This window comes from Scandinavium sp. M-37, assembly GCF_043558715.1.
Classification (GTDB): Bacteria; Pseudomonadota; Gammaproteobacteria; order Enterobacterales; family Enterobacteriaceae; genus Scandinavium; species Scandinavium vulneris_A.
Genome location: NZ_JBIGIN010000054.1, coordinates 1 through 20,072 on the forward strand (window position 1 = coordinate 1; position 20,072 = coordinate 20,072).

Annotated in this window: 19 protein-coding genes, 1 pseudogene and 1 riboswitch; of the genes and pseudogenes, 7 read left to right on the top strand and 13 right to left on the bottom strand. The window is 50.7% G+C overall.

The features are described 5' to 3' along the window. Positions 1-60: 60 nt before the first annotated feature. Positions 61-423 (bottom strand): hypothetical protein, encoded by a 363-nt coding sequence (locus ACG0Z5_RS22745; protein ID WP_394451362.1) that lies wholly within the window; start codon positions 421-423, stop codon positions 61-63. A 263-nt stretch (positions 424-686) separates the two neighbouring features. Between ACG0Z5_RS22745 and ACG0Z5_RS22750 the strand changes: the two genes are divergently transcribed. The 5 genes from ACG0Z5_RS22750 (at position 687) to ACG0Z5_RS22770 (ending at position 5,223) form a co-directional block, all read left to right on the top strand. Beyond that, entirely contained in the window at positions 687-890 is a 204-nt protein-coding gene (locus ACG0Z5_RS22750) for a hypothetical protein (RefSeq protein ID WP_394451363.1), read from the top strand. 104 nt (positions 891-994) lie between these two features. Then, on the top strand, positions 995-2,455 hold the full coding sequence (locus ACG0Z5_RS22755; protein ID WP_394451364.1) for a DEAD/DEAH box helicase: 1,461 nt from the start codon (positions 995-997) through the stop codon (positions 2,453-2,455). A 276-nt stretch (positions 2,456-2,731) separates the two neighbouring features. Continuing rightward, positions 2,732-2,828: riboswitch (TPP riboswitch) on the top strand. A 36-nt stretch (positions 2,829-2,864) separates the two neighbouring features. Continuing rightward, positions 2,865-3,644, top strand: a complete 780-nt coding sequence (gene thiM / locus ACG0Z5_RS22760; protein ID WP_394451365.1) for a hydroxyethylthiazole kinase — start codon at positions 2,865-2,867, stop codon at positions 3,642-3,644. Then, entirely contained in the window at positions 3,641-4,441 is an 801-nt protein-coding gene (gene thiD / locus ACG0Z5_RS22765; RefSeq protein WP_394451366.1) for a bifunctional hydroxymethylpyrimidine kinase/phosphomethylpyrimidine kinase, read from the top strand. The genes thiM and thiD overlap by 4 nt, the downstream gene beginning before the upstream one ends. 35 nt (positions 4,442-4,476) lie before the next feature. Next, positions 4,477-5,223 (top strand): GntR family transcriptional regulator, encoded by a 747-nt coding sequence (locus tag ACG0Z5_RS22770; RefSeq protein WP_394451367.1) that lies wholly within the window; start codon positions 4,477-4,479, stop codon positions 5,221-5,223. Here ACG0Z5_RS22770 and ACG0Z5_RS22775 read toward each other — a convergent pair. Genes ACG0Z5_RS22775 through ACG0Z5_RS22785 form a run of 3 tightly spaced genes read right to left on the bottom strand, consistent with a single transcriptional unit; the run spans position 5,197 to position 8,431 of the window. Further along, a complete protein-coding gene (locus ACG0Z5_RS22775; protein WP_394451368.1) occupies positions 5,197-6,150 on the bottom strand; it encodes a PfkB family carbohydrate kinase in 954 nt (317 codons plus the stop codon). The two genes, ACG0Z5_RS22770 and ACG0Z5_RS22775, sit on opposite strands and share 27 nt — an antisense overlap. Further along, complete coding sequence (locus ACG0Z5_RS22780) at positions 6,144-7,151, bottom strand: ADP-ribosylglycohydrolase family protein (protein WP_394451369.1); 1,008 nt, start codon at positions 7,149-7,151, stop codon at positions 6,144-6,146. Before ACG0Z5_RS22780 ends, ACG0Z5_RS22775 begins: the two co-directional genes overlap by 7 nt. Then, complete coding sequence (locus ACG0Z5_RS22785; RefSeq protein WP_394451370.1) at positions 7,148-8,431, bottom strand: nucleoside permease; 1,284 nt, start codon at positions 8,429-8,431, stop codon at positions 7,148-7,150. The genes ACG0Z5_RS22780 and ACG0Z5_RS22785 overlap by 4 nt, the downstream gene beginning before the upstream one ends. Positions 8,432-8,680: 249 nt before the next feature. On the opposite strand from ACG0Z5_RS22785, the gene fbaB reads away from it, so the two are divergent. Beyond that, on the top strand, positions 8,681-9,730 hold the full coding sequence (fbaB, locus tag ACG0Z5_RS22790) for a class I fructose-bisphosphate aldolase (RefSeq protein ID WP_394451371.1): 1,050 nt from the start codon (positions 8,681-8,683) through the stop codon (positions 9,728-9,730). 50 nt (positions 9,731-9,780) lie between these two features. Here the strand turns inward: fbaB and yegS are convergent, their stop codons facing one another. The 4 genes from yegS to ACG0Z5_RS22810 all read right to left on the bottom strand — a co-directional run bounded on the left by yegS (position 9,781) and on the right by ACG0Z5_RS22810 (position 13,690). Continuing rightward, positions 9,781-10,680, bottom strand: a complete 900-nt coding sequence (yegS, locus tag ACG0Z5_RS22795; RefSeq protein WP_394451372.1) for a lipid kinase YegS — start codon at positions 10,678-10,680, stop codon at positions 9,781-9,783. Between the two features lie 208 nt (positions 10,681-10,888). Then, the gene (gene cspA / locus ACG0Z5_RS22800) at positions 10,889-11,101 is read right to left on the bottom strand and encodes an RNA chaperone/antiterminator CspA (protein ID WP_022647355.1); all 213 of its coding nucleotides are present in this window, start codon (positions 11,099-11,101) and stop codon (positions 10,889-10,891) included. A 353-nt stretch (positions 11,102-11,454) separates the two neighbouring features. Beyond that, positions 11,455-12,483, bottom strand: coding sequence for an alpha/beta hydrolase (locus ACG0Z5_RS22805; protein WP_394451373.1), 1,029 nt, complete (start codon positions 12,481-12,483; stop codon positions 11,455-11,457). A gap of 13 nt (positions 12,484-12,496) precedes the next feature. Then, the gene (locus ACG0Z5_RS22810) at positions 12,497-13,690 is read right to left on the bottom strand and encodes an MFS transporter (RefSeq protein WP_394451374.1); all 1,194 of its coding nucleotides are present in this window, start codon (positions 13,688-13,690) and stop codon (positions 12,497-12,499) included. Positions 13,691-13,857: 167 nt separating this feature from the next. On the opposite strand from ACG0Z5_RS22810, the gene ACG0Z5_RS22815 reads away from it, so the two are divergent. Then, positions 13,858-14,790, top strand: coding sequence for a LysR family transcriptional regulator (locus tag ACG0Z5_RS22815; RefSeq protein ID WP_394451375.1), 933 nt, complete (start codon positions 13,858-13,860; stop codon positions 14,788-14,790). A 115-nt stretch (positions 14,791-14,905) separates the two neighbouring features. Here the strand turns inward: ACG0Z5_RS22815 and ACG0Z5_RS22820 are convergent, their stop codons facing one another. From ACG0Z5_RS22820 to ACG0Z5_RS22840, 5 genes and pseudogenes are all read right to left on the bottom strand, one after another. Next, on the bottom strand, positions 14,906-15,334 hold the full coding sequence (locus tag ACG0Z5_RS22820) for a hypothetical protein (protein ID WP_319628979.1): 429 nt from the start codon (positions 15,332-15,334) through the stop codon (positions 14,906-14,908). 231 nt (positions 15,335-15,565) lie between these two features. Then, positions 15,566-16,105, bottom strand: a complete 540-nt coding sequence (locus tag ACG0Z5_RS22825; RefSeq protein ID WP_394451376.1) for a GNAT family N-acetyltransferase — start codon at positions 16,103-16,105, stop codon at positions 15,566-15,568. A gap of 211 nt (positions 16,106-16,316) precedes the next feature. Further along, positions 16,317-16,571 (bottom strand): annotated as a pseudogene (locus ACG0Z5_RS22830) (transposase). Positions 16,572-16,685: 114 nt separating this feature from the next. Then, on the bottom strand, positions 16,686-18,065 hold the full coding sequence (locus tag ACG0Z5_RS22835; RefSeq protein ID WP_394451377.1) for a DUF6602 domain-containing protein: 1,380 nt from the start codon (positions 18,063-18,065) through the stop codon (positions 16,686-16,688). Positions 18,066-18,389: 324 nt separating this feature from the next. Next, the gene (locus tag ACG0Z5_RS22840; protein ID WP_394451378.1) at positions 18,390-19,664 is read right to left on the bottom strand and encodes a GTP pyrophosphokinase family protein; all 1,275 of its coding nucleotides are present in this window, start codon (positions 19,662-19,664) and stop codon (positions 18,390-18,392) included. Positions 19,665-20,072: the final 408 nt, after the last annotated feature.

The window sequence follows — 20,072 nt, forward strand, 5'->3', positions numbered from 1 at the left end:
CTGTTACGTCCGGTCATAATGTCACCTGTTTTTTCTGTGAGGTGATGATATCACCTCTATTCAGGTGGCCAAATTCAGTGTGCCACTACACATAGCCAGGTCACGAGCGGCGCAACTTAGATCGAAGACGATACCAGTTATAACCTCTACTTTACCATCTGGTAAGGGTTGCGTCATTTCTTGTACTTCGTTCTCACGCAGGTATTTCCACACTCGTACGTGATCGGTGGTGAACTTCAGAATCTTAGGGTGAATGCTTCTTTTCTGACGATGCATAACTTCTGTGATGTATGGCACGAGATTATCGAACTTCTGTTCGATGGTGTCTGTCACTTGTACTGGCGTGATACTGGAGTGGGGGGGAAATGTCTCTGTGTATAGTGCTTCAACTTCGGTTGGGGAAAGCCCTTGGTTATCTGTCAAATCGATCCTCCTGTATGTTTTGTGGTCAATTAAGTCCTCATGGTTAAATTGTTATCGTTCACTTTTCAATTTTTTCATTGTGCTATAAACAGAAGCGTGAAAGAAAAGGTTGGCAAAACTAACATTTATTCTTTGCTTTTGCAATCGTAAATTGTGCTGTATTTGTTAAGATGTTGAATTTGATCGGAAAACAGTTGACTTTGCAACCGATTTAATGTATGATGAATAGTAGATAGTTAACAACCGTTATAATAAGGAGGTACATGTACCAAACTAAAACTGATGTGCTCGAAGCCCTACACAGCGGAAAGCTGCTCCCCAAGATTTGCCAACAATACTCCCACAACAAAAATCTCTCCGACGAACGACGCAAGATGTTCAGGGTGGCCTTGATCAGCTACCGCATTGAACAGCTTCAGGAGATTTTACGTAACGAGGAACAACCGAATGAACATCCGATTCACTGATGAAACCCACAGGGCGCTTGTTGAACGTGCCAACCGTGAAGACAAGTCAGCCGCCGCGCTGGTGAGTGAGTTAATAACAGCAGTCCTAAACCGAGAGGAACCGAATGACCGAAAAGAAACCAGTAGTAAACTTTGTTAATGCGATTTGCGGCTCAGGAAAGAGCCACCGTCTGAAAGAGTACATTCTCAGCTTCAATCGCGAAGTTGTCCCAGAAAAATTCTTAATCGTAGTACCAACCCACGCTTTAGCCGATCAGTTCAAGCAAGATCTGAATCGCTTGAGAATCCCAAACCATCACATTTTCGTTGAAGGGGCGACTCTCAACCTGAAAAGCACCTTGGCTGATAACTTCCAGACAAATGTGGTGATAACCACCCACGAATGTTTCACCAACTACTGCCACCTCGCAACGTTCAATCCTGAGATGCGTTCTCTACTGGCAGAACACAATGTGGTGATTGACGAGATTCCTGATGGCTGGTTTGGGGCAGAAGCAACGATCCGACATGCTGACAGGACGGCAGAAAACTTCCCATACCTGGAATGGCTGGAAGAGCGAAACGGGCTGCTATACCTGCGCGAAGAGCACTACGACAATCTGTACAAGTATTACCATGAGAAGCACGCTAACAGTGACAATCTTAAGAAAGTGCTTTACGTGGCGCTCGACGGCGGTGGCGTGATGCATAAAGAATGTGATTCTTCATACAGCTTCTTTGCGTACACTTATAATCCGATACTGAAGGCCACAACGTGGGCAAAGAGTTTCACTGTGCTCGGCGCTGGTGTAAATCGCAGCGGGTTTATCTGGATGGCAGAGAACGTCGCTCAGATCGCTGTTCAGGAAGCGGGTGAACATCTTCAGCCTGATCCCGAGAGACGTAAGCATAAAAAAGTGCCTATCAAGATCGTGGTTGTTCTCCAAGAAGATATCAAAAGAGCGGGGCAGTCAGAACTCGCCAATGTCTTTAACAATCATCTGAACGAGATTCGACAGACTGTTGGCAAGGAATTTATCTTCGCCACTAACAGGGATAAAACCATCTGCGACTTCCAGACCATCGGACTCACTGAGCTTGGTGATCGCATGGGAGGGGAAGCTGTCTCGATGTCGAGCTACGGAATGAACAACTACCAAGGTGTTCATTGTGCCGTGTTCCTCGGATGTGCAAATCTGGGCGACAAAGACCGTAAGCGATGGGCTGACTATTGCGAACGTATCGGTTGGGATTTTGAAATGGTAATGGAGAAGAAGCGTCAGGCTATGTATTTTGAACGGTGCTACCAGTTTCTTAGCCGAACATCCATTCGCAACACTGATACCGATCACCCTCTGGTGTTTGTCGTTCCCGACATGGCGGCAGCAGAATACCTCAAAACCCATTACTTCCCTGGCTCAACCATCGAATGCCTTGGAATCAAGAAAGCTGGTAAGCAGCAGGAAACGCGTTTGAAGGTGCTGGAATACAAGGCGCAAGGGCTAACTCAGAAAAGGGCTGCGGAAGAAATGGCGGTGTCTCTGAGGACGGTAGCAACCTACTGGAACCAGGACACTCGCGTATGATCTCCGCACTTTACTGGTATTTGCTGTTCCTGTTTATCTGGGATGTAATCCGCACCTTGGAACGACGTAGAAAAACAGAACGCAAAACTGAATCTCGGAATCCATGAGGTCATGGGTAATATCATAAAGGAGCTTCGGCTCCTTTTTTGCTATCTGGGGTGGGGGTTAAAAAAGGGGTCAGGAGCGTCTTTAAGGTGAAGAAGCGAGACCTGATGAGGGCGGGCTTGCACCAGCAAGCAACTTCCCCTAAGCTGGCAAAAAGTAAGCTAATTTGTACCAAATGACTCGGGGTGCCCTTCTTTGTGAAGGCTGAGAAATACCCGTACCACCTGATCTGGATAATGCCAGCGTAGGGAAGTCAGAGACCCGCGCAGGGTATCGCTTCTTCACCCACTGGCAGGAGCGAACTATGCAACCTGACCTGCTTAACTCCGCGCAGCTCGCGCACACTTCACACCTTTTTCGTACTCGTTCGCCGCTGGTTCACTGCATGACTAACGATGTGGTGCAAACCTTCACGGCTAACGTTTTGTTGGCGCTCGGCGCGTCTCCGGCGATGGTGATTGATGCCGACGAAGCCCCACAGTTTGCCGCCTTTGCCGATACACTGTTGATCAATGTTGGCACGCTGACGCAATCCCGTGCGGCGACGATGCGAACCGCGGTGGAAAGTGCAAACGCCAGCCAAAAACCCTGGACGCTCGACCCGGTAGCCGTGGGGGCGCTCACGTTGCGGACAGAATTTTGCCAGCAGCTGTTGTCACTTCAGCCTGCTGCTATTCGTGGCAACGCCTCTGAAATTCTCGCATTGGCGGGCATGAGCCGCGGCGGGCGCGGGGTGGATACTACCGATACCGCTGCCACCGCGCTGCCTGCCGCCCAGGCCCTGGCGCGCCAAATTTCTACTGTTGTGGTGGTCACCGGTGAGGTGGATTACGTTACCGACGGGCAGCGCACGGTGAGGGTTACCGGCGGTTCCTCGTTGATGACCAAAGTGGTCGGCACGGGCTGTGCGCTTTCGGCGGTGGTGGCGGCGAGCTGTGCGCTGCCGGGCGACAGGCTCGATAACGTCGCGGCGGCCTGCGGATTAATGAAACGAGCAGGCGGGGTAGCGACTGAAAACAGCGCCGGGCCGGGCAGCTTCGTGGCGGCATTTCTAGACGCGCTGTACGCGGAGGGGCAGGCATGAAGCGGATTAACGCGCTCACCATTGCAGGCACAGACCCGAGCGGCGGGGCCGGGATTCAGGCGGACCTCAAAACGTTTTCGGCACTCGGGGCCTACGGCTGTTCGGTGGTCACCGCGCTGGTGGCGCAGAATACCCAGGGCGTGCAGTCGGTGTATCGCATCGAACCCGATTTTGTCGCCGCGCAGCTGGACTCAGTGTTTAGCGACGTGCGCATCGACACCACTAAAATCGGTATGCTGGCTGAAACGGATATCGTTGAAGCCGTGGCCGAACGTTTGGCACGTTATCACATCACTAACGTGGTGCTCGATACGGTGATGCTGGCGAAAAGCGGCGATCCGTTGCTGTCAGCGTCGGCGATCGCTACGTTGCGTAAACGCTTATTGCCGCAGGTCTCCCTGATTACCCCCAATCTGCCGGAAGCCGCGGCGCTGTTGGATGCGCCTCATGCGTGTAATGAAAGGGAAATGCTCGAGCAAGGCCGGGCGCTGCGGGCCCTGGGCTGCGAGGCGGTGCTGATGAAGGGCGGTCATCTGGACGATGTTGAAAGCCCGGACTGGTTGTTTACCCGCGAGGGCGAAATGCGTTTTACCGCGCCGCGCGTGCGGACCAAAAATACCCACGGCACCGGTTGTACATTGTCGGCAGCCTTAGCGGCGTTGCATCCGCGCTATAACAGCTGGCGGGAAACGGTGCTGGAAGCCAAAGCCTGGCTGTCGGCGGCGCTGGCACAGGCGGACTCGCTGGAGGTCGGGAGCGGTATCGGGCCGGTGCATCATTTTCACGCATGGTGGTAGTATACTGACTGAAACTTTTAGCCAGGAAACCAGAGATGGAACAAGCGCATACCCGGCTTCTCGCGCAACTGAACGAGCGCATCGCCGCTGCCGATAACACGCCGCTGTACCTGAAATTTGCCGAAACGGTAAAGAACGCGGTGCGCAGCGGCTGGCTGGAGCATGGCAATATTTTGCCCGGCGAGCGAGACCTGAGCCAGCTTACCGGCGTGTCGCGCATTACTGTGCGCAAGGCGATGCAGACCCTGGAAGATGAAGGTGTGGTCACGCGGGCGCGTGGCTACGGTACCCAGATCAACAACATCTTTGAGTATTCGCTGAAAGAGGCGCGCGGTTTTTCCCAGCAGGTGGTGTTGCGGGGCAAAAAACCGGACACGCTGTGGGTCAACAAGCGGGTGGTGGAATGTCCGTCAGAAGTGGCCGAACAGCTGGCGCTGGAGCCGAAAAGCGAGGTCTTTTTACTCAAGCGCATTCGTTATGTTGATGAAGAGGCGGTGTCGATTGAGGAGTCGTGGGTACCGTCGCACCTAATCAAGGATGCCGACGACATCGGGGTTTCACTGTACGACTATTTTCGCAGCCAGCATATTTACCCCCAGCGGACCCGGTCACGCGTCAGCGCCCGCATGCCGGACGCTGAGTTTCAGACACACATCAAAATGGATGACAAAATCCCGGTGCTGGTGATTAAACAGGTGGCGCTGGATCAGCAGCAGCGGCCGATTGAATACAGCATCAGCTACTGCCGCAGCGATTTATACGTGTTTGTGTGCGAGGAGTAATTCGTCGCGAGTGGGGGCACAGTCGCCGCCGCGGTGACTGACCACCCAGGATGCAACCGCATTACCCAGTGTGACCGCCTCGGCCAACGACCATCCTGAGGCCAATCCTGCCAGCACGCCGCCTGCGTGGCTGTCGCCTGCGCCGATGGTGTCGACCACCGTGGTCGGGAACGCCGCAGCCTGGCCGGATGCCGCCTCACTGAAATACCACGCCCCGTCCTTATCCTGGCGCACTATCAGCGGTGCCTGCCAGCGTTCAAGCCAGGCTTTGCCTAACTGTTCAACATCGGTGGGAAACGTCTGCTGTTCGGCAACAATGTCCGCTTCCTGGCGATTCAGGGTGATGAGCGGTTTGCAGGCCATGATCCGCGCAAACAGTGCCGGAGGCACATCTGCAATACGTGGCCCAAAGTCGATCAGCGCCGTCACGCCAGGCGACGCTTCCAGCCAGCCAATCAGGCGTTCGGCGCAGGGGGCGGTAAGCTGATAGCCGGACAGGTAAACCAGGCCGTCAGCGTGCTGCGGCAGACGTGCCAGCCAGTCCTCGTCCCAGGCGTTTTCCACCCCGGTAAACGACATAAAGGTGCGCTCTCCGTCCGGTTCGACCAGCGCCAGGCACCAGCCGTTGTCACCCTTGTTGGTTTCAATCAGGCTGTGAATGCCCTGGCGAGTCAGGTTGTTGCGCACGATATCGGCCCACACACCCTGGCCGAGTGGCAGGGCGTTACAGGATTCTATGCCGAGACGTTTCAGCGCTACCGCCACGTTCAGCGCACAACCGCCAATATTGACGCTCTGCTGTTGTAATTCGATGTCACAGCCACGCCAGGGCAGGGCGTAGGCATCGGCGATGACGTCAATCACCGCCGAACCGATGACCGTTACCGGGCGCTGCTGCCGGAGTTGGCTCAGTTTGTCATTCAGCATCGTTCCTCCCGCTGTTGGCGATAGCGCAGCAGGGCGGTGGCGTAGCGGTCAAAGTCGAGTTGGTTCACCGCGTCGAGTTCCTGTTTCAGCGCTGGGTTAATCCCGTCGATACCGTGCAACGCCCCGCAGATGGCGGTAGCCATCGCGCCGATGGTGTCGGTGTCGCCGCCCAGGTTGGCGCACAAAATCGCGCAGCGGTTCGGGTCGGTACCTGCCAGGTCGACCATCGCAATCGCGCAGGCCACGGATTCAAGGGTACTGGTGCCTGCACCGACCAACTGATAAAGCTGTTCGCAGGCGGATTCCACGCCGTGGGCTTCGCGGATGGTTTTCAGCGCCAGTTCGATACGCATTGAGAGCGAGGCGCTGAAAGTGGTTACCCGTTTTTCCTGGGCCTGACGGGCGACGGCGGGCAGTGCATCAACGATGTTCTGCCAGCTTTCGCCGTCCACCGCGCGGGAGACGGCCCAGCCAATCACTACCGCTCCGGCGATAGCGAGATCGGATTTGTGCGTCGGACTGGAAGCCAGCGCGACCGCATCGATAAAGGCATTGAGGTCAGCAGTCGGCAGCACGCAGCCCAGCGGGGAGACGCGCATCGCTGCCCCGTTGGTGACGCCGTTGTTTTCCAGCTCGCTGACCGGTTTACCGTCGCGAATGGCATTCAGCGCTATTTTCGAGGTCGGGCCGAGCACGTTTTTATTGAACGCGTCGAAGCCTTCTGCCCACGCCAGAATGTGGCGGCCAATTACGTCCGGTACGATCTCGCCGTCGCATTCGATAATCGCATCGGCCAGGCACAGCGCCATCGAGGTATCGTCGGTAAACTCCGCACGATTGAAATAGCAGGCGGCATTGTTTTCCGCCGGGCCTGGCAGAAAACGGTCAATCCAGCCGAAGTGTGCTTTTACGCGTGAGCGCGGCCACAGTTCTGATGGCATACCCATCGCATCGCCTAACGCCTGGCCGTACAAGGCCCCGAGAATTCGTTGATGTTTCATTTCACTTCCTCATGTGTCATCGCCATGTCGCGCGCGTCGCTGTCGACGGGGATGGCGGTAATTTCTCTGTCCGATTCACGGAAGAACAGCATAAACAACACGGCAATCACGGCGATCATCACCGCCCCGAAGGTCCACATCCCGGCCCAGTTGAAGGTCAGGCCGTTGACCGGCGTTTTATAGGCGAACATTTTCTCCATCATCACGCCGCCGAGACGGTAGCCGAGCAGGCTGCCAAAGCCCTGACAGCACAGGGTAATCAGCCCCTGCGCGGCGTTGCGCATTTGCACCGGCGCTTTTTTGTCGACGTAAATGTAGGCGGTCACGTAGTAAAAATCGTAGCTCACGCCGTGCAGCAGAATACCGAGGAAAAGCAGGCCGTAGGTAAAGTAATGCTCTGCGCCGCCATAGACGAAAAAGCCGTAGCGAATGGCCGCGGTCACCAGACCTAATAATAATACCTTTTTAATACCAAAGCGCTTGGTGAAGAACGGCAGCGCCAGCATAAAGAAGATTTCGGAGAACTGGCCGAGGGTCATCCAGCCGGTGGCGTTATGCATCCCGACTTCGGTCAGATAGCCGTTGGCAAAGATGTAGTAGAACGCCAGCGGCATGGCGAACAGGAACGAGCAGAAGAAAAAGACGAGGAAGTTTTTGTCGCGCAGCAGCACCAGCGCGTCCAGGCCGAGCATGACTTTCAGGCTCATTTTGCCGGTACTTTTTGGCGGCGTATCCGGCAGGAACAGCGCGAAAACGCCCAGTAGCGCCGAGCTGGCAGCGGTGAGAAGCAGCGGAAAGCTGGTCGGGGAGATATCGTTATAACCGAGCATTTGCGGCAGGAAACCGCACACCAGGCCGGAACCAATCCAGCCTATGGTGCCCATCACGCGAATGCGCGGGAAATCGCGCTCGACGTCCGGCACGTGGGAAAAAGCAATGCTGTTGGTCAGGGCGATAGTCGGCATATAGGTCAGCGAGTAGGCCAGCAGCAACGGGAAGAAGCCATGGAAGGTGGTCTGCTGCGCGGCGAAATACATCAAAATCGCCCCGGCGAACATCAGTATTGCCAGCACTTTCTGTGCCGGAAAGAAGCGGTCAGTCAGCGAGCCGACCAGGATGGGCGAGAGGATCGCCGCGATGGCAGTACAGGCATACGACCAGCCGATTTCCCCGGCGCTGAAGCCGTTTTTGCTCAGCCATAACCACAGAGGCACAAACCACGCCCCCCAGATAAACCACTCCACGAACATCATGAACGACAGCTTCACTGTAGTTTTCATCTTTAAATCCTTCATGACAGGTAAGGTACGCCTGCACACTACCATTGAATAATACCTTTTAAATACCTTTGCGGTGATTTCATGAGCGACTTAACACTTTTTCGTACCTGAATCGTGCCAGCGGAATGTGCTTAAAAGCGCACACATGGGCTGGCAAAATCGCGCTCAGAAGACCAAGCTTAGGGTTGCCTTAAACATGGGCACAGGACATTCATGCCAGCGCCGCTGGCACTTACGGGAGTTATCACTATGACTGATATTGCGCAGTTGCTTGGCAAAGACGCCGACAGCCTTTTACAGCATCGTTGTATGACCATACCGTCCGGACAGCTTTATCTTCCCGGCCCTGATTATGTCGATCGCGTGATGATTGACAACAACCGTCCCCCAGCCGTTCTGCGTAACATGCAGACCCTGTATAACACCGGGCGTCTGGCGGGCACCGGCTACCTCTCTATTTTACCGGTAGACCAGGGCGTTGAGCACTCTGCTGGCGCCTCATTTGCCGCTAATCCGCTCTATTTTGACCCAAAAAATATTGTTGAGCTGGCGATTGAGGCGGGCTGTAACTGTGTCGCTTCGACCTATGGCGTGCTGGCGAGTGTGTCGCGCCGCTATGCTCACCGCATCCCGTTCCTTGTGAAGCTCAATCACAACGAGACGCTCAGCTACCCGAACACCTTCGACCAGACGCTCTACGCCAGTGTCGAACAGGCTTTCAATATGGGCGCGGTGGCGGTCGGGGCGACCATTTATTTCGGCTCGCAAGAGTCGCGTCGCCAGATTGAAGAGATCTCCGCCGCATTTGAACGTGCGCATGAACTGGGCATGGTGACCGTTCTGTGGGCCTATCTGCGTAATTCCGGCTTTAAAAAAGATGGCGTGGATTATCACGTTTCCGCCGACCTGACCGGTCAGGCTAACCATCTGGCAGCGACCATTGGCGCGGATATCGTGAAGCAGAAAATGGCGGAGAATAACGGCGGTTACAAGGCGGTGAACTTCGGTTATACCGATGAGCGCGTTTACAGCAAGCTGACCACCGATAACCCGATCGATCTGGTGCGTTACCAGCTAGCTAATTGCTATATGGGCCGCGCAGGGCTGATTAACTCTGGCGGGGCAGCAGGGGACAATGACCAGGTCGATGCCGTTCGCACTGCAGTTATCAATAAACGTGCGGGTGGGATGGGCCTTATTCTGGGTCGTAAAGCGTTCAAGAAATCGATGGCCGAGGGCGTGAAGCTGATTAACTCGGTGCAGGATGTGTATCTGGACGAGAAAGTGACCATCGCCTGATACTCGTTATAACAAAAAGCCTCCTTCTGATTCAGGAGGAGGCTTTTTTATCAGCGCAATAAAGGACAACCCGGCGGAAGACGGCATTCCAGGGCATGGGGCAGGGTTTCGATCCGGAATTCCCGCCCGCTCATCGGTTCTCCGTCGAGATTAAAGGTAATGTCGTGCGGGGCGGTGATTTCAAACCACGACGATACGCCATCAATCAGGTTCGGGCTCTCTTCCGGGCGGGAGAGAGTGTTAAACAGTGCAGGGAGCAGTTCTTCACCAGTGAAAATACGCAGGTGTAACAGACCGTCATTGATTAAGGCATCCGGGCAAAGCTGCTGCCCGCCACCCGCCTGACGCCCGTTACCTATCCCAATCACCAACGCGTCACCCTGCCAGTGGAAATTTTCGCCGCGAATTTCACAGCGGTCGGGTTTCAGGGTATCCATGCGCATCAGGCCATGGATCAGATACGACACGCCACCTAACGCTGCTTTCAGTTTCTCCGGTGTTTCGCTGGTGATCCGCGTCCCGAATCCGCCGGTCGCCATATTGATAAAGCAGGTTTTGTCGTTGACCCGCGCGATATCAATCGCCGTGGCGTTGCCCGCAATCGCCAGTTTCAGGGCTTTATCGAGTTCAGGCGGAACGCCGACGCTGGTAGCAAAATCATTGGCGGTGCCGAGCGGCAGAAGGCCGAGTGCCGGAATATAGCTGTTTTCACACTGGATAATTGCGGTAGCGACTTCATTGATGGTGCCGTCGCCGCCGCCAGCGATCACCGTTGCCACGCCCAACCGGCAGGCTTCGTCCAGATAGCGCGCCGCATCGCCTTTCTCCCACGTCACGCGCACGTGGATTTCCACGCCGTCCTCACGCAACTGGTTTATGGCTTCGCGAAGTGCGGGTTCACCGGCACCTTTGCCATTTAAGATCAATAAGCTGGGTGGGAAGTCAGTCATCCTTTTTATCCAAATTATTCAACATGATAAAAAGTGTACCTTATGATCCTGACTTATGCATGAGACCAGGCTGAATTAGGCGGGGGGCGTCAAATTTTAGGCAATAAAAAACCCGCACTTGGCGGGTTCTTTTTATCATCAGTGGTTCTTAACTGCTCAGGCTAGTGCCTTCATCGCGGTTGTAAGGTACACTGATAATCAGCGCGGCTTACAGCGGGGATACGTTGCCAGCTGCTGGGCCTTTAGCGCCGTTTTCGATGGTGAAGGACACTTTCTGACCTTCATCCAGAGTTTTGAAGTTATCGCTCTGAATTGCAGAGAAATGTACGAATACATCTTTGCTGCCGTCGTCAGGAGTGATGAAGCCAAAACCTTTATCAGCGTTGAACCATTTTACTAAACCAGTCATTTTGTTAGACATAGATACTTCCTTAATTATTTGAGCCACGTAGTAAGGCGGCGATGAGGGTCTGTAATTAGAGACCTTTCTTATTTGGCACTTAGGAGGAGGCTCATGAAGGAGAGTATCTAACGATAACACCGAACTGAGGACTGCTTTACTAAAACTGCTTTCATAAGGTCTGTGTTCCAAACCGATGACGCTATTAAGACACAGCGAAATTAATTTAGCAACGTTTTATGTTTTTTATTTTAACCACTTAAACGCCCGGATGGCTGAATGACTGCGCCCATCGTTGATTATTCAAGCACTTTCTCCTGCTGTCGCTTCGCTTAGCAGGCCTACAAAACGCAGGCCTGCCGCCGGGTGGATCGTTATTTAAGATTAGCGTTGAAGAACGCGGTCAGTTTCTCAAACGGGATCAGGTCAGTGCGGTCATACAAATCAACATGCCCTGCGCCCGGAACAACATACAGCTCTTTTGGCTGTCCGGCGCGTTGATAGGCATCTTCGCTAAACTCTTTCGAGTGGGCCTGGTCACCGGTGATAAACAGCATCGGACGCGGTGAAATGGTGTCGATATCGTTGAACGGATAGAAGTTCATAAACTTGCCTATGCTGCTCAGCAGGGGTTTAGTGGTCAGTTCTTCTTTCTCGCCCTCAGGGGTATAGCCGCCTCGCGCAGTGCGATAGAAATCAAAGAACTCGCGCTGAATAGCTGGGGTCGAATCATCCAGTTTATTGACGGTTCCGGGAATGTACGCCTTCTCTGCGCCTTTAAATTCGGCAAAACGCTGCTCGATTGCCGATTTAATAAACGCCTGACGCTGCTCTGCGGTTTGGGAATGATTAAGGCCATTTCGGAAAGCCGAACCCATGTCATACATGCTGACGGTGGCAATCGCCTTCATGCGCGGATCGATTTTCGCTGCGCTGATCACGAAGCTGCCGCTGCCGCAGACGCCCAGCACGCCAATCTTCTCCGGATCAACATAGGGCTGGGTGCTCAGGTAGTCGACCGCCGCGCTGAAGTCATCAGAATAGATTTCCGGCGAAATCAAATGACCCGGCTTATCTTCACTTTCGCCCCAAAAAGAGAGGTCGATCGCCAGGGTCACATAGCCCTGTTCCGCCAGTTTTTGCGCATACAGATTCGAGCTTTGTTCTTTCACCGCCCCCATCGGGTGGCCGACGATAATGGCCGGATTTTTAACGTTCTGATTCAGTGTCTTCGGGATAAACAGATTGCCCACTACCTTCATCTGATACTGATTTTTAAACGTCACCTTTTGCTGAGTGACTTTATCGCTTTTATAGAAGTTATCCGCGCCTTTTGACATGTCAGCCGCGGTGGCCGCGAATGAGCCGAGTAACAGCCCCAGCGCCAGGGTTATATTTTTCATGGAATGCATCCTCTTAGTGTGCGTGAAGTGTTTTACGTGATGTCAGGAATGTCAGCCCGGCGGCGGCAATCAACAGCCCTCCGCTCAGGGTAAAGGTGCTCTGCCAGCCGATGTGGTCAAACGCGAGGCCGCCGAGGGTAGAACCCAGCGCGATAGACAGCTGGATAATGGCGACCATCAGGCCACCGCCTGCTTCGGCATCGTCCGGCAGCGTGCGGGCCACCCAGGTCCACCATCCGGTGGGCGCCGCCGTTGCCAGCAGCCCCCAGAACCCCAGCGTCGGCGCAACTACCCAGACGTTTTGCCCCGACAGCATCAATGTCCCGGCGATGACCGCCATCAGTAAGGGGATGGCGATGAGCGTCGGGTAGAAGCCAGCCTTCAGGCAGCGGCTGATCACCAACGTACCGATAAACCCCGCGACGCCGATGGTCAGCAAAATGAGCGATAACGTGGCTATCTCCACTTTCGTCACCGTTTCGAGGAACGGGCGGACGTAGGTGAATAAGGCGAACTGCCCCATGAAGAACAGGCCGCAGGCCAGCAGGCCAATCGCTACCACCGGACGGGTAAACAGACGAAAAATAGCGCCGCCGGAACGCGGGTTTTTATCGGCCGCCATCAGCGGCAGGCTTATCCACTGCCAGATGAACGCCGCGATCGCCACCGGGACCAGGCACCAGAAGGCCCCGCGCCAGCCAACCACCGCCCCGAGATAGCTACCGAGCGGGGCGGCTATCACAGTGGCCAGCGCGTTTCCGCCGTTGAAAATCGCCAACGCGCGAGGCACCAGATGCTCAGGCACCAGCCGAAGCGCGGTGGCCGCAGACATCGACCAGAATCCACCGATCGCGATACCTATCAAGGCCCGGCCCAGCATGTAGACGGGATAACTGGTCGCCATCGCGACGATTGCGCCAGAAATTGCCATTAGCGCCGTCATTCCCAGCAGCAGAAATTTACGGTTCAGATTTCCGGCAAGCGTCGAGAGCGACAGGCTGGTCACGACCGCCAGCGCCCCGGAAATCGCAATCCCTTGCCCGGCCAGCCCTTCACTGACGCCCAGATCGGAGGCGATGGGCGTCAGCAGGCTTACCGGCATAAATTCTGACGCGATCAGCACAAAGACGCAGAGCGTCATTGCAAAAACGCCGCTCCAGTAGGCGTGCTGTTGGTGAGTGGGTATTTCACGGGTCATTGTGGGCATTCTCTTCTACCTTGACATCCGGCCAGGCAACCTTCAGGGATGGGCTGGGCGAATGCTGTTCACGATTATCTGTTGCTGAAATTTTCACATGAGGGGTGTAGGCTGACTAGCTAATGAATACTTAATGGGCTTATAAGTTCTGCTTATTAATTGGAGATGTCTGGCGGATGAAACGCAATCTGAATGACCTGCTTTATTTTGTCACCGTTGCCCGGGAAGGGAGCTTTACCCGCGCGGCGGCGCATCTGGGCGTGACGCAACCTGCGCTCAGCCAGGCGATTTCCGCCCTCGAAGAACGGATGCAGATCCGCCTGCTGACGCGCACCACTCGCAGCGTGTCGCCCACGACAGCCGGAGAACGGTTGTTACAGGCCATCGGCAACCGTTTTGATGAGATTGAGGCCGAGCTGGAGTTGCTCACAGAGTTGCGGGATAAACCCGCCGGGACGGTGCGCATCACGTGCGGGCCAGACGTGTTACGCACCACGCTGTTACCCAAGCTGACGCCACTGCTGCGCGAGTATCCAGATATCCATATTGAGTTTGATGCCAACCACGGTTTCCGCGATATCGTGGCCGATCGTTTTGATGCAGGTGTGCGCCTGGGCGATACCATTGATAAAGACATGATAGCCATCCCGATTGGCCCGGAATTGCGCATGGCGGCGGTTGCGTCGCCGGATTACTTCGCCCGTTATCCGATCCCACAAACGCCGCATGAGCTGACGCAACACTGCTGTATTAACCAGCGGATGGTCCGATCCGGTGGATTATATGTGTGGGATTTTGACCAGGACGGCGGCGATCTGAATGTGCGCGTGAGCGGCCAGCTGACGTTTAATACTACAGAGCACATTGTTTATGCCGCGCTGGCGGGGTTGGGGATCGCGTTTTTGCCGGAAGAAGAATTTGGGTCGCATATTGAGGCAGGGCGGCTCGTTCGGGTGCTGGATCCCTGGTGTCAGCCTTTCCCTGGCTATTACCTCTACTACCCCAGCCGCAAACAACCTTCTCCGGCGTTTTCATTGGTCGTCGATGCACTACGTGTGCAGCGCAAACGAAAACCGGTCAATCAGGGGCAAAAGGGCAGAAAAGCCTGAGTTCCGTAGATGACTGAACCCAGGCTTTGTTCTTCCGAAAGGTAAAGAATGCCTGCTGGCGCTACGCGTAGGCCCGGCAAACGCAGTGCCGCCGGGCAATTCATAGCTCTGTTTGTTAACGCTCCCAGCGCGGCGCTTTCATATCTGCTGCGAACATCCACACCAGCTCACACAATAATCCGCGCAGCGTTACCTCCATTTCAGGCGGCAACGTGTGCTGGCTCAGGAGCTGTGTCAGCGCCTGGCAGTACGCGCACAGCGCATCGTGGTCCGGTTCGAACCAGGATTGTGGCTCAGGCAGTTTATCGACGGTCAGCCGCTCAATCAGATGTGCCGGAATAGGGTCGTTCAGCGTCGGGGCCAGCAAGGCCAGACAGGAGCCAAGTCGGCCTAACAGCGCCAGCTTATAATCGTCTTCGTCACGGCCGCACTCAATCAGGGTTTCAGCAAAACGGTCACAGCATTCGGCCAGATCGAGAAAATCTGTTGAAGCGCTAAAAGGGATAGTCAGTAAATCGCAGTCAGGGGAAAGGAGGGATGTCATAGATTGTACTCCACTACACAAGGTGAAATCGTCAATGGCACAAACGCGCCACTGTGTCCCCACTAAGATTTGCAGGAGGCCAATCCCGGCACCTGTTTTTGCAGATGCCTGGCGAGAATACTGCGATGGGTGAGGGGATAAAAGTCTTTATCCGGAGAGATTTGTTTCTGTCTGCATCGAGCGAGAAATGGAAGTTGAACAACTCGAGAGATAGAGCAAGAATCCAGCAATTTATCTGGAGTTACACTCCAGCCATTCAGTGCGCAAAATACTAAACATAAGGCCCGCAGGAAGGTTCTCAGTATTCGTTATTCTTTCAACAAAGTTCATGCCCACTTTTTCGAGCACTTTCTTTGAGGCCAGATGATTCTCTCGGACGACGCCGACAATTTCTTGTAGGCCAATTTCTTCAAATCCGTAGAGTAAAGCTCTTTTAGAAAGCTCAGTTGCATAACCTTTACCCCATGCATCCGGCTCAAATCTGTAACCTAAGTTGTTAGTAAGTTTGCCATTAAATTCACTGGCAAATACGCCACCGAAACCAATGATGTAATCTGGTTTGTCCTTTCTCATGATGGCCCAATCATCAAACCCATAGACTTTTCTGTCAGACATCCGGCGCTGAAGAGATTGCCTTGAACGTTCAATATCAGGATGGGGCCCTGCAGGATTAAATATGTGCGTCCTCGGATCGCCATAGATGCGAAAGAGAGACTCCAAATCTGACATTACCGCATGCCTATAAATCAATCTTTCCGATTCCCAAAACATGAATAAACTCCCGATTAAAAATCACTTAAGGCGTTAGCGTCATGTTAATTAATTTATCACAGCAGTTAACAAATAGAAGTCATTCCGCATCGTTTTAAGTGTACGGGCTATTTTAACGTCTGTAATTGGAACGGATTGGACGAACTGACAGAGGTGAAGGTCTGCTGTGAGCGATAAGCGGAAGTTCGCAATCGAGTCGGAACGGGGATTATTAGCATTGACGTATTTTATTAAAGGGGAGCACTTCGCCCTGTACAGCCCGCAGGGTTAGCCAGAATACACTTTTAATCACCAGGACAGTCGTGATAACGAGGTCAGAATAGCACTGAGGGTACCCACGTGATGAAGGTGTTGCTGACTCATACTAGGCCCGAATAACCTCATCATCCAGCCTGAAAGTCATGGAGCCCCTGTTGATAAGCGCTTTGTTGTAGGTGAGCCAAGATGAAATGGGAAATCCAGAAATAGAGTAACCTCGGCAATGCTTTTGGCATAAACTTTTCCTAAGGAGATTACTCTGTATTACTGATGAATACGTTAACTAACATCGTAACCTGACGAAAGCGGACTCTTCATCAAGTCAACTTAAAATGACACAATGAGTAATTCCTGCATTCACTTCATTATTATCACACCATGATTTTAGCCGCTGAAATTGACTATCTATGAAACCATACTCATCAAAATCGCATATATATGTTGCAGAATGAATTGTAAGCAAATTAGTACCATTAAGTGCAAAATATGATGTGGATATTAGTTCCGCAATCACCTCGTCAAGATTAAATCCTTTTGTATTAAATTCATTTCGACTTTCGTTATTTATTATATATCCATCAGGCATTAATGGCAATTTACGAACCAAATGAATTGCTCCGTTAGAAATTTTTAACGGCTCATATTTCGAAGGCAGAAGCGATTTTAATTTTTTCGTGGACATCTCGAATGACCTATAGTACCAACCTAATGATTCATCTTTTTTAACAACCTTAGCATAAAGTAATGGGGCTAATTCTTCGACATGATCATCATTGCCCCATGGCATACTTATACCGAACTGAATGGATATTTTACTCCAAATTAATTCAAGCATAATCCCAAGTTGATTATCTCTTCCCGAAGCTATAACCGCCCAGTCATTTTTATTCCTTTCTTTTGAAAAAGAATAAGGAAGACCATTTGTTTTCACTAACGAAAACTCATTTGCAGTTATTAGAGTCGGAATACTATTTATGCCTCTAATCATGCTAATGGAACCTGCATTTTTTTCTTTCTCTTTTTTCTTTTTCTTTGTAAGGTTTTTTAAGTAATTATCTTCATCTAAATAATCCAAAAAGACATCTCTTAGGCCTTTCTCTGATTTATACCCACCATACCCGTGAATAATTGTCACTGGCGCCAACTGTTCAATTACTAACGAGTAAAACAACACTTGACTTTCATTATCTAAATGAAAAATGTCATCATAGTTAATTGGGCCACATACACCTGTTATTTTTGAAAAAATTTCCGAAGCCACATTTATATTTGGCCTCAACTCCATAGCATCCATTTTCCCAGAAAAATATTCACTATATTTCTTTCTTAGAATAGCCAAATGTTCATATGCATCGATAAAATCATCTTTATTAAGAGTTTTCTTTACCTCAAATATAGCTAATACATTTTCTATATCATATATATATTCATCCGTTAATCCATATTTATCCCCCTTGCCTTTCACCAACATGCAATCTATCTGATTGGGTAGTTGCTCTTCCCCAACGCGGATGAATCCGCTAACAACAGAGAGATCCAACCCCTTAGGGATTGAAAATGATTGGTTAATACCGTGTTTCGTAATCTCCTCGTAGGCTTTCCCCAACGTTGGCATATGTGGCATGTTGATGCTTTCAATTTTATCTTGTTCTTCTTTTACAAAAGCACTTAACAGTTCTGTCGCTTCAACAATCATATTCATTTAACCTATTGTTATACACTATTAGTCCCACACTACATGCCTACGGGTTTTGGCAGCAGCCACGGTTAAAATTTATGCCACATTTTTACTTAATAGAAAACTGAATGATCCCTAGTCCGGTACTAATATTCTGCATTTATGCTTCCCATCGCTCCCTAACTACTGGTTAAAGTTCCCACCGATATCCGCTGTTGGCACGAAGCGGACTAGGTAACTGAGCAGAAGGTCCGCTGTAAGCGAGGAGCGGACATATCATTCTGCTTAGATTCAGGCTCTGAATACAAAACAATAATTAGTCTATGACCATGATTTTTATCTCATATTTTAATCACTCAACGCCTTTATTTCTTTGAGCAATTTAGCTTTATCATCATCATTTTTAATAGATGAGATAATCTTCTCAGTTAATGCTAACAACCTAACGAACATTTCGTTTAGATCTTTATCGTTAGGTGTTTCTATACCATGAAGTAAGTTATTTCTAATTCTTTTAAAATAGTTTAGTTCAATTGACTCTTCCCGCGTCAGCACTCCGTCAGAAACCAATGGCTCAAATTTTGCGGTGAAGAATTTTTTGTGCTGGCGATTGTTTTGATTGTGAATTAAAGACACTGCTTTTTCTAGTAAAATCCATGTTTTAACAAATGACTCAAACCCTGATACATCCTTATGTTCCCCAAGAGCATGTTTGAAATAATTTGAAAGATTTAAATTACTTCCAGCGCTCTTGTATGAATCATTAATAATCATAAGAAGCAATTGATCTGTGATTGTTTCTTTTTCACTTTGATTAATTTTACGCAAATATTCAGAAAGTTCACTGACGCTTATGCTAGAATTATCTTTGAGATAATTAAATAAAATTTTAGTATCACCTAATTTAAGTTTGTTTATATAATTCTTATTAAGTGAGTTGGTTATAAAACTCGTTAATTCATATCTACTTGAAATATTATCTTTTTCTTTAGTTCTTTTTGTTATGGCTTTTTGAAGTCTTTCAAGAGCTATTTCGCCAGTAAGCACTAATCCATTAATCTCATCCAGGATTGCAAGTTCCTCTTCAGACAAATCGCCTGCTAGAGGTTTGTAAACAAGGTCATGTTCGACTTCCGACCAGGCATGCATAAGAACCGATGCTACTTGAATCTCAAATAATGCACTTTCGTAACGCTTCTTATTTTGGTTAGAGTTTTTCAAATTGACACGATAATGAGATGCCCAGTAACCAGAAAACCTTTTTTCAAACTTAGGTTTATAAGATGCTTCTGGAAAGTTTTTCTTTTTTCGGACGTTAAATAAAAAATTAATAGTTTCATCAACTACTTCTCTATCTTTTGGAAAATATAAAGCTACTCGAACACCGGCCAGGTCGACGATATCTTCATATATATTAGCAACATCTGCATATGCTGACTTTTCATTTCTTTGATTAAGTTTTTGTTCTAAGCGGTCTGGTCGCTTAGCTCTGAATGAAACTATGGCTTTAATCCCTCTCTTTTCCAATTCCTGCTCGAGCAAGTTTGAGCCAATTTTTGCCAACTCAGAATAATAATCATACTGCTTGCTATATTGTTCTAAAAAATCTTTTATGACACTCATAGAGACTAACTACTCCTTGTATAAGAACATTGAATCGAATGATAACGAAACCTAACGAACTCTAGATGAATAGGTGATAGATTATCCACTTTTGGCACTGTGATAAAGCATTTTTCTGATGAGATTTTCTTTACGAATGAAACTCTAACATACTTTGATTATTGATATTGAACAATAATTGATGGCTGTGTTTTTTCACCATAAGAATATCTGAAGATATGTCCGCTTCTGGCACAAAGCCGACGTTCACTAATACGATCTCGTCCACTCAACGTCAGCCTACAGCTCCGAAATCTCGACTATCAGCGATGACCGAAACTGTAGTGGTTTACTGAATTTGGCCACCTGAACAGAGGTGATATGCTCACCTCAGAACAACACAGGTGCACCAATGAAAAGAAAAAATTT

Excerpts from the sequence above, each read along its gene's own strand:
- ACG0Z5_RS22755 (WP_394451364.1), top strand. The coding sequence starts at position 995 with ATGACCGAAAAGAAACCAGTAGTAAACTTTGTTAATGCGATTTGCGGC.
- ACG0Z5_RS22750 (WP_394451363.1), top strand. The coding sequence starts at position 687 with ATGTACCAAACTAAAACTGATGTGCTCGAAGCCCTACACAGCGGAAAG.
- ACG0Z5_RS22810 (WP_394451374.1), bottom strand. The coding sequence starts at position 13,690 with ATGCCCACAATGACCCGTGAAATACCCACTCACCAACAGCACGCCTAC.
- thiM (WP_394451365.1), top strand. The coding sequence starts at position 2,865 with ATGCAACCTGACCTGCTTAACTCCGCGCAGCTCGCGCACACTTCACAC.
- ACG0Z5_RS22770 (WP_394451367.1), top strand. The coding sequence starts at position 4,477 with ATGGAACAAGCGCATACCCGGCTTCTCGCGCAACTGAACGAGCGCATC.
- yegS (WP_394451372.1), bottom strand. The coding sequence starts at position 10,680 with ATGACTGACTTCCCACCCAGCTTATTGATCTTAAATGGCAAAGGTGCC.
- ACG0Z5_RS22820 (WP_319628979.1), bottom strand. The coding sequence starts at position 15,334 with ATGACATCCCTCCTTTCCCCTGACTGCGATTTACTGACTATCCCTTTT.
- ACG0Z5_RS22785 (WP_394451370.1), bottom strand. The coding sequence starts at position 8,431 with ATGAAAACTACAGTGAAGCTGTCGTTCATGATGTTCGTGGAGTGGTTT.
- ACG0Z5_RS22780 (WP_394451369.1), bottom strand. The coding sequence starts at position 7,151 with ATGAAACATCAACGAATTCTCGGGGCCTTGTACGGCCAGGCGTTAGGC.
- ACG0Z5_RS22840 (WP_394451378.1), bottom strand. The coding sequence starts at position 19,664 with ATGAGTGTCATAAAAGATTTTTTAGAACAATATAGCAAGCAGTATGAT.
- fbaB (WP_394451371.1), top strand. The coding sequence starts at position 8,681 with ATGACTGATATTGCGCAGTTGCTTGGCAAAGACGCCGACAGCCTTTTA.
- ACG0Z5_RS22835 (WP_394451377.1), bottom strand. The coding sequence starts at position 18,065 with ATGAATATGATTGTTGAAGCGACAGAACTGTTAAGTGCTTTTGTAAAA.
- ACG0Z5_RS22825 (WP_394451376.1), bottom strand. The coding sequence starts at position 16,105 with ATGTTTTGGGAATCGGAAAGATTGATTTATAGGCATGCGGTAATGTCA.
- thiD (WP_394451366.1), top strand. The coding sequence starts at position 3,641 with ATGAAGCGGATTAACGCGCTCACCATTGCAGGCACAGACCCGAGCGGC.
- ACG0Z5_RS22775 (WP_394451368.1), bottom strand. The coding sequence starts at position 6,150 with ATGCTGAATGACAAACTGAGCCAACTCCGGCAGCAGCGCCCGGTAACG.
- ACG0Z5_RS22805 (WP_394451373.1), bottom strand. The coding sequence starts at position 12,483 with ATGAAAAATATAACCCTGGCGCTGGGGCTGTTACTCGGCTCATTCGCG.
- cspA (WP_022647355.1), bottom strand. The coding sequence starts at position 11,101 with ATGTCTAACAAAATGACTGGTTTAGTAAAATGGTTCAACGCTGATAAA.
- ACG0Z5_RS22815 (WP_394451375.1), top strand. The coding sequence starts at position 13,858 with ATGAAACGCAATCTGAATGACCTGCTTTATTTTGTCACCGTTGCCCGG.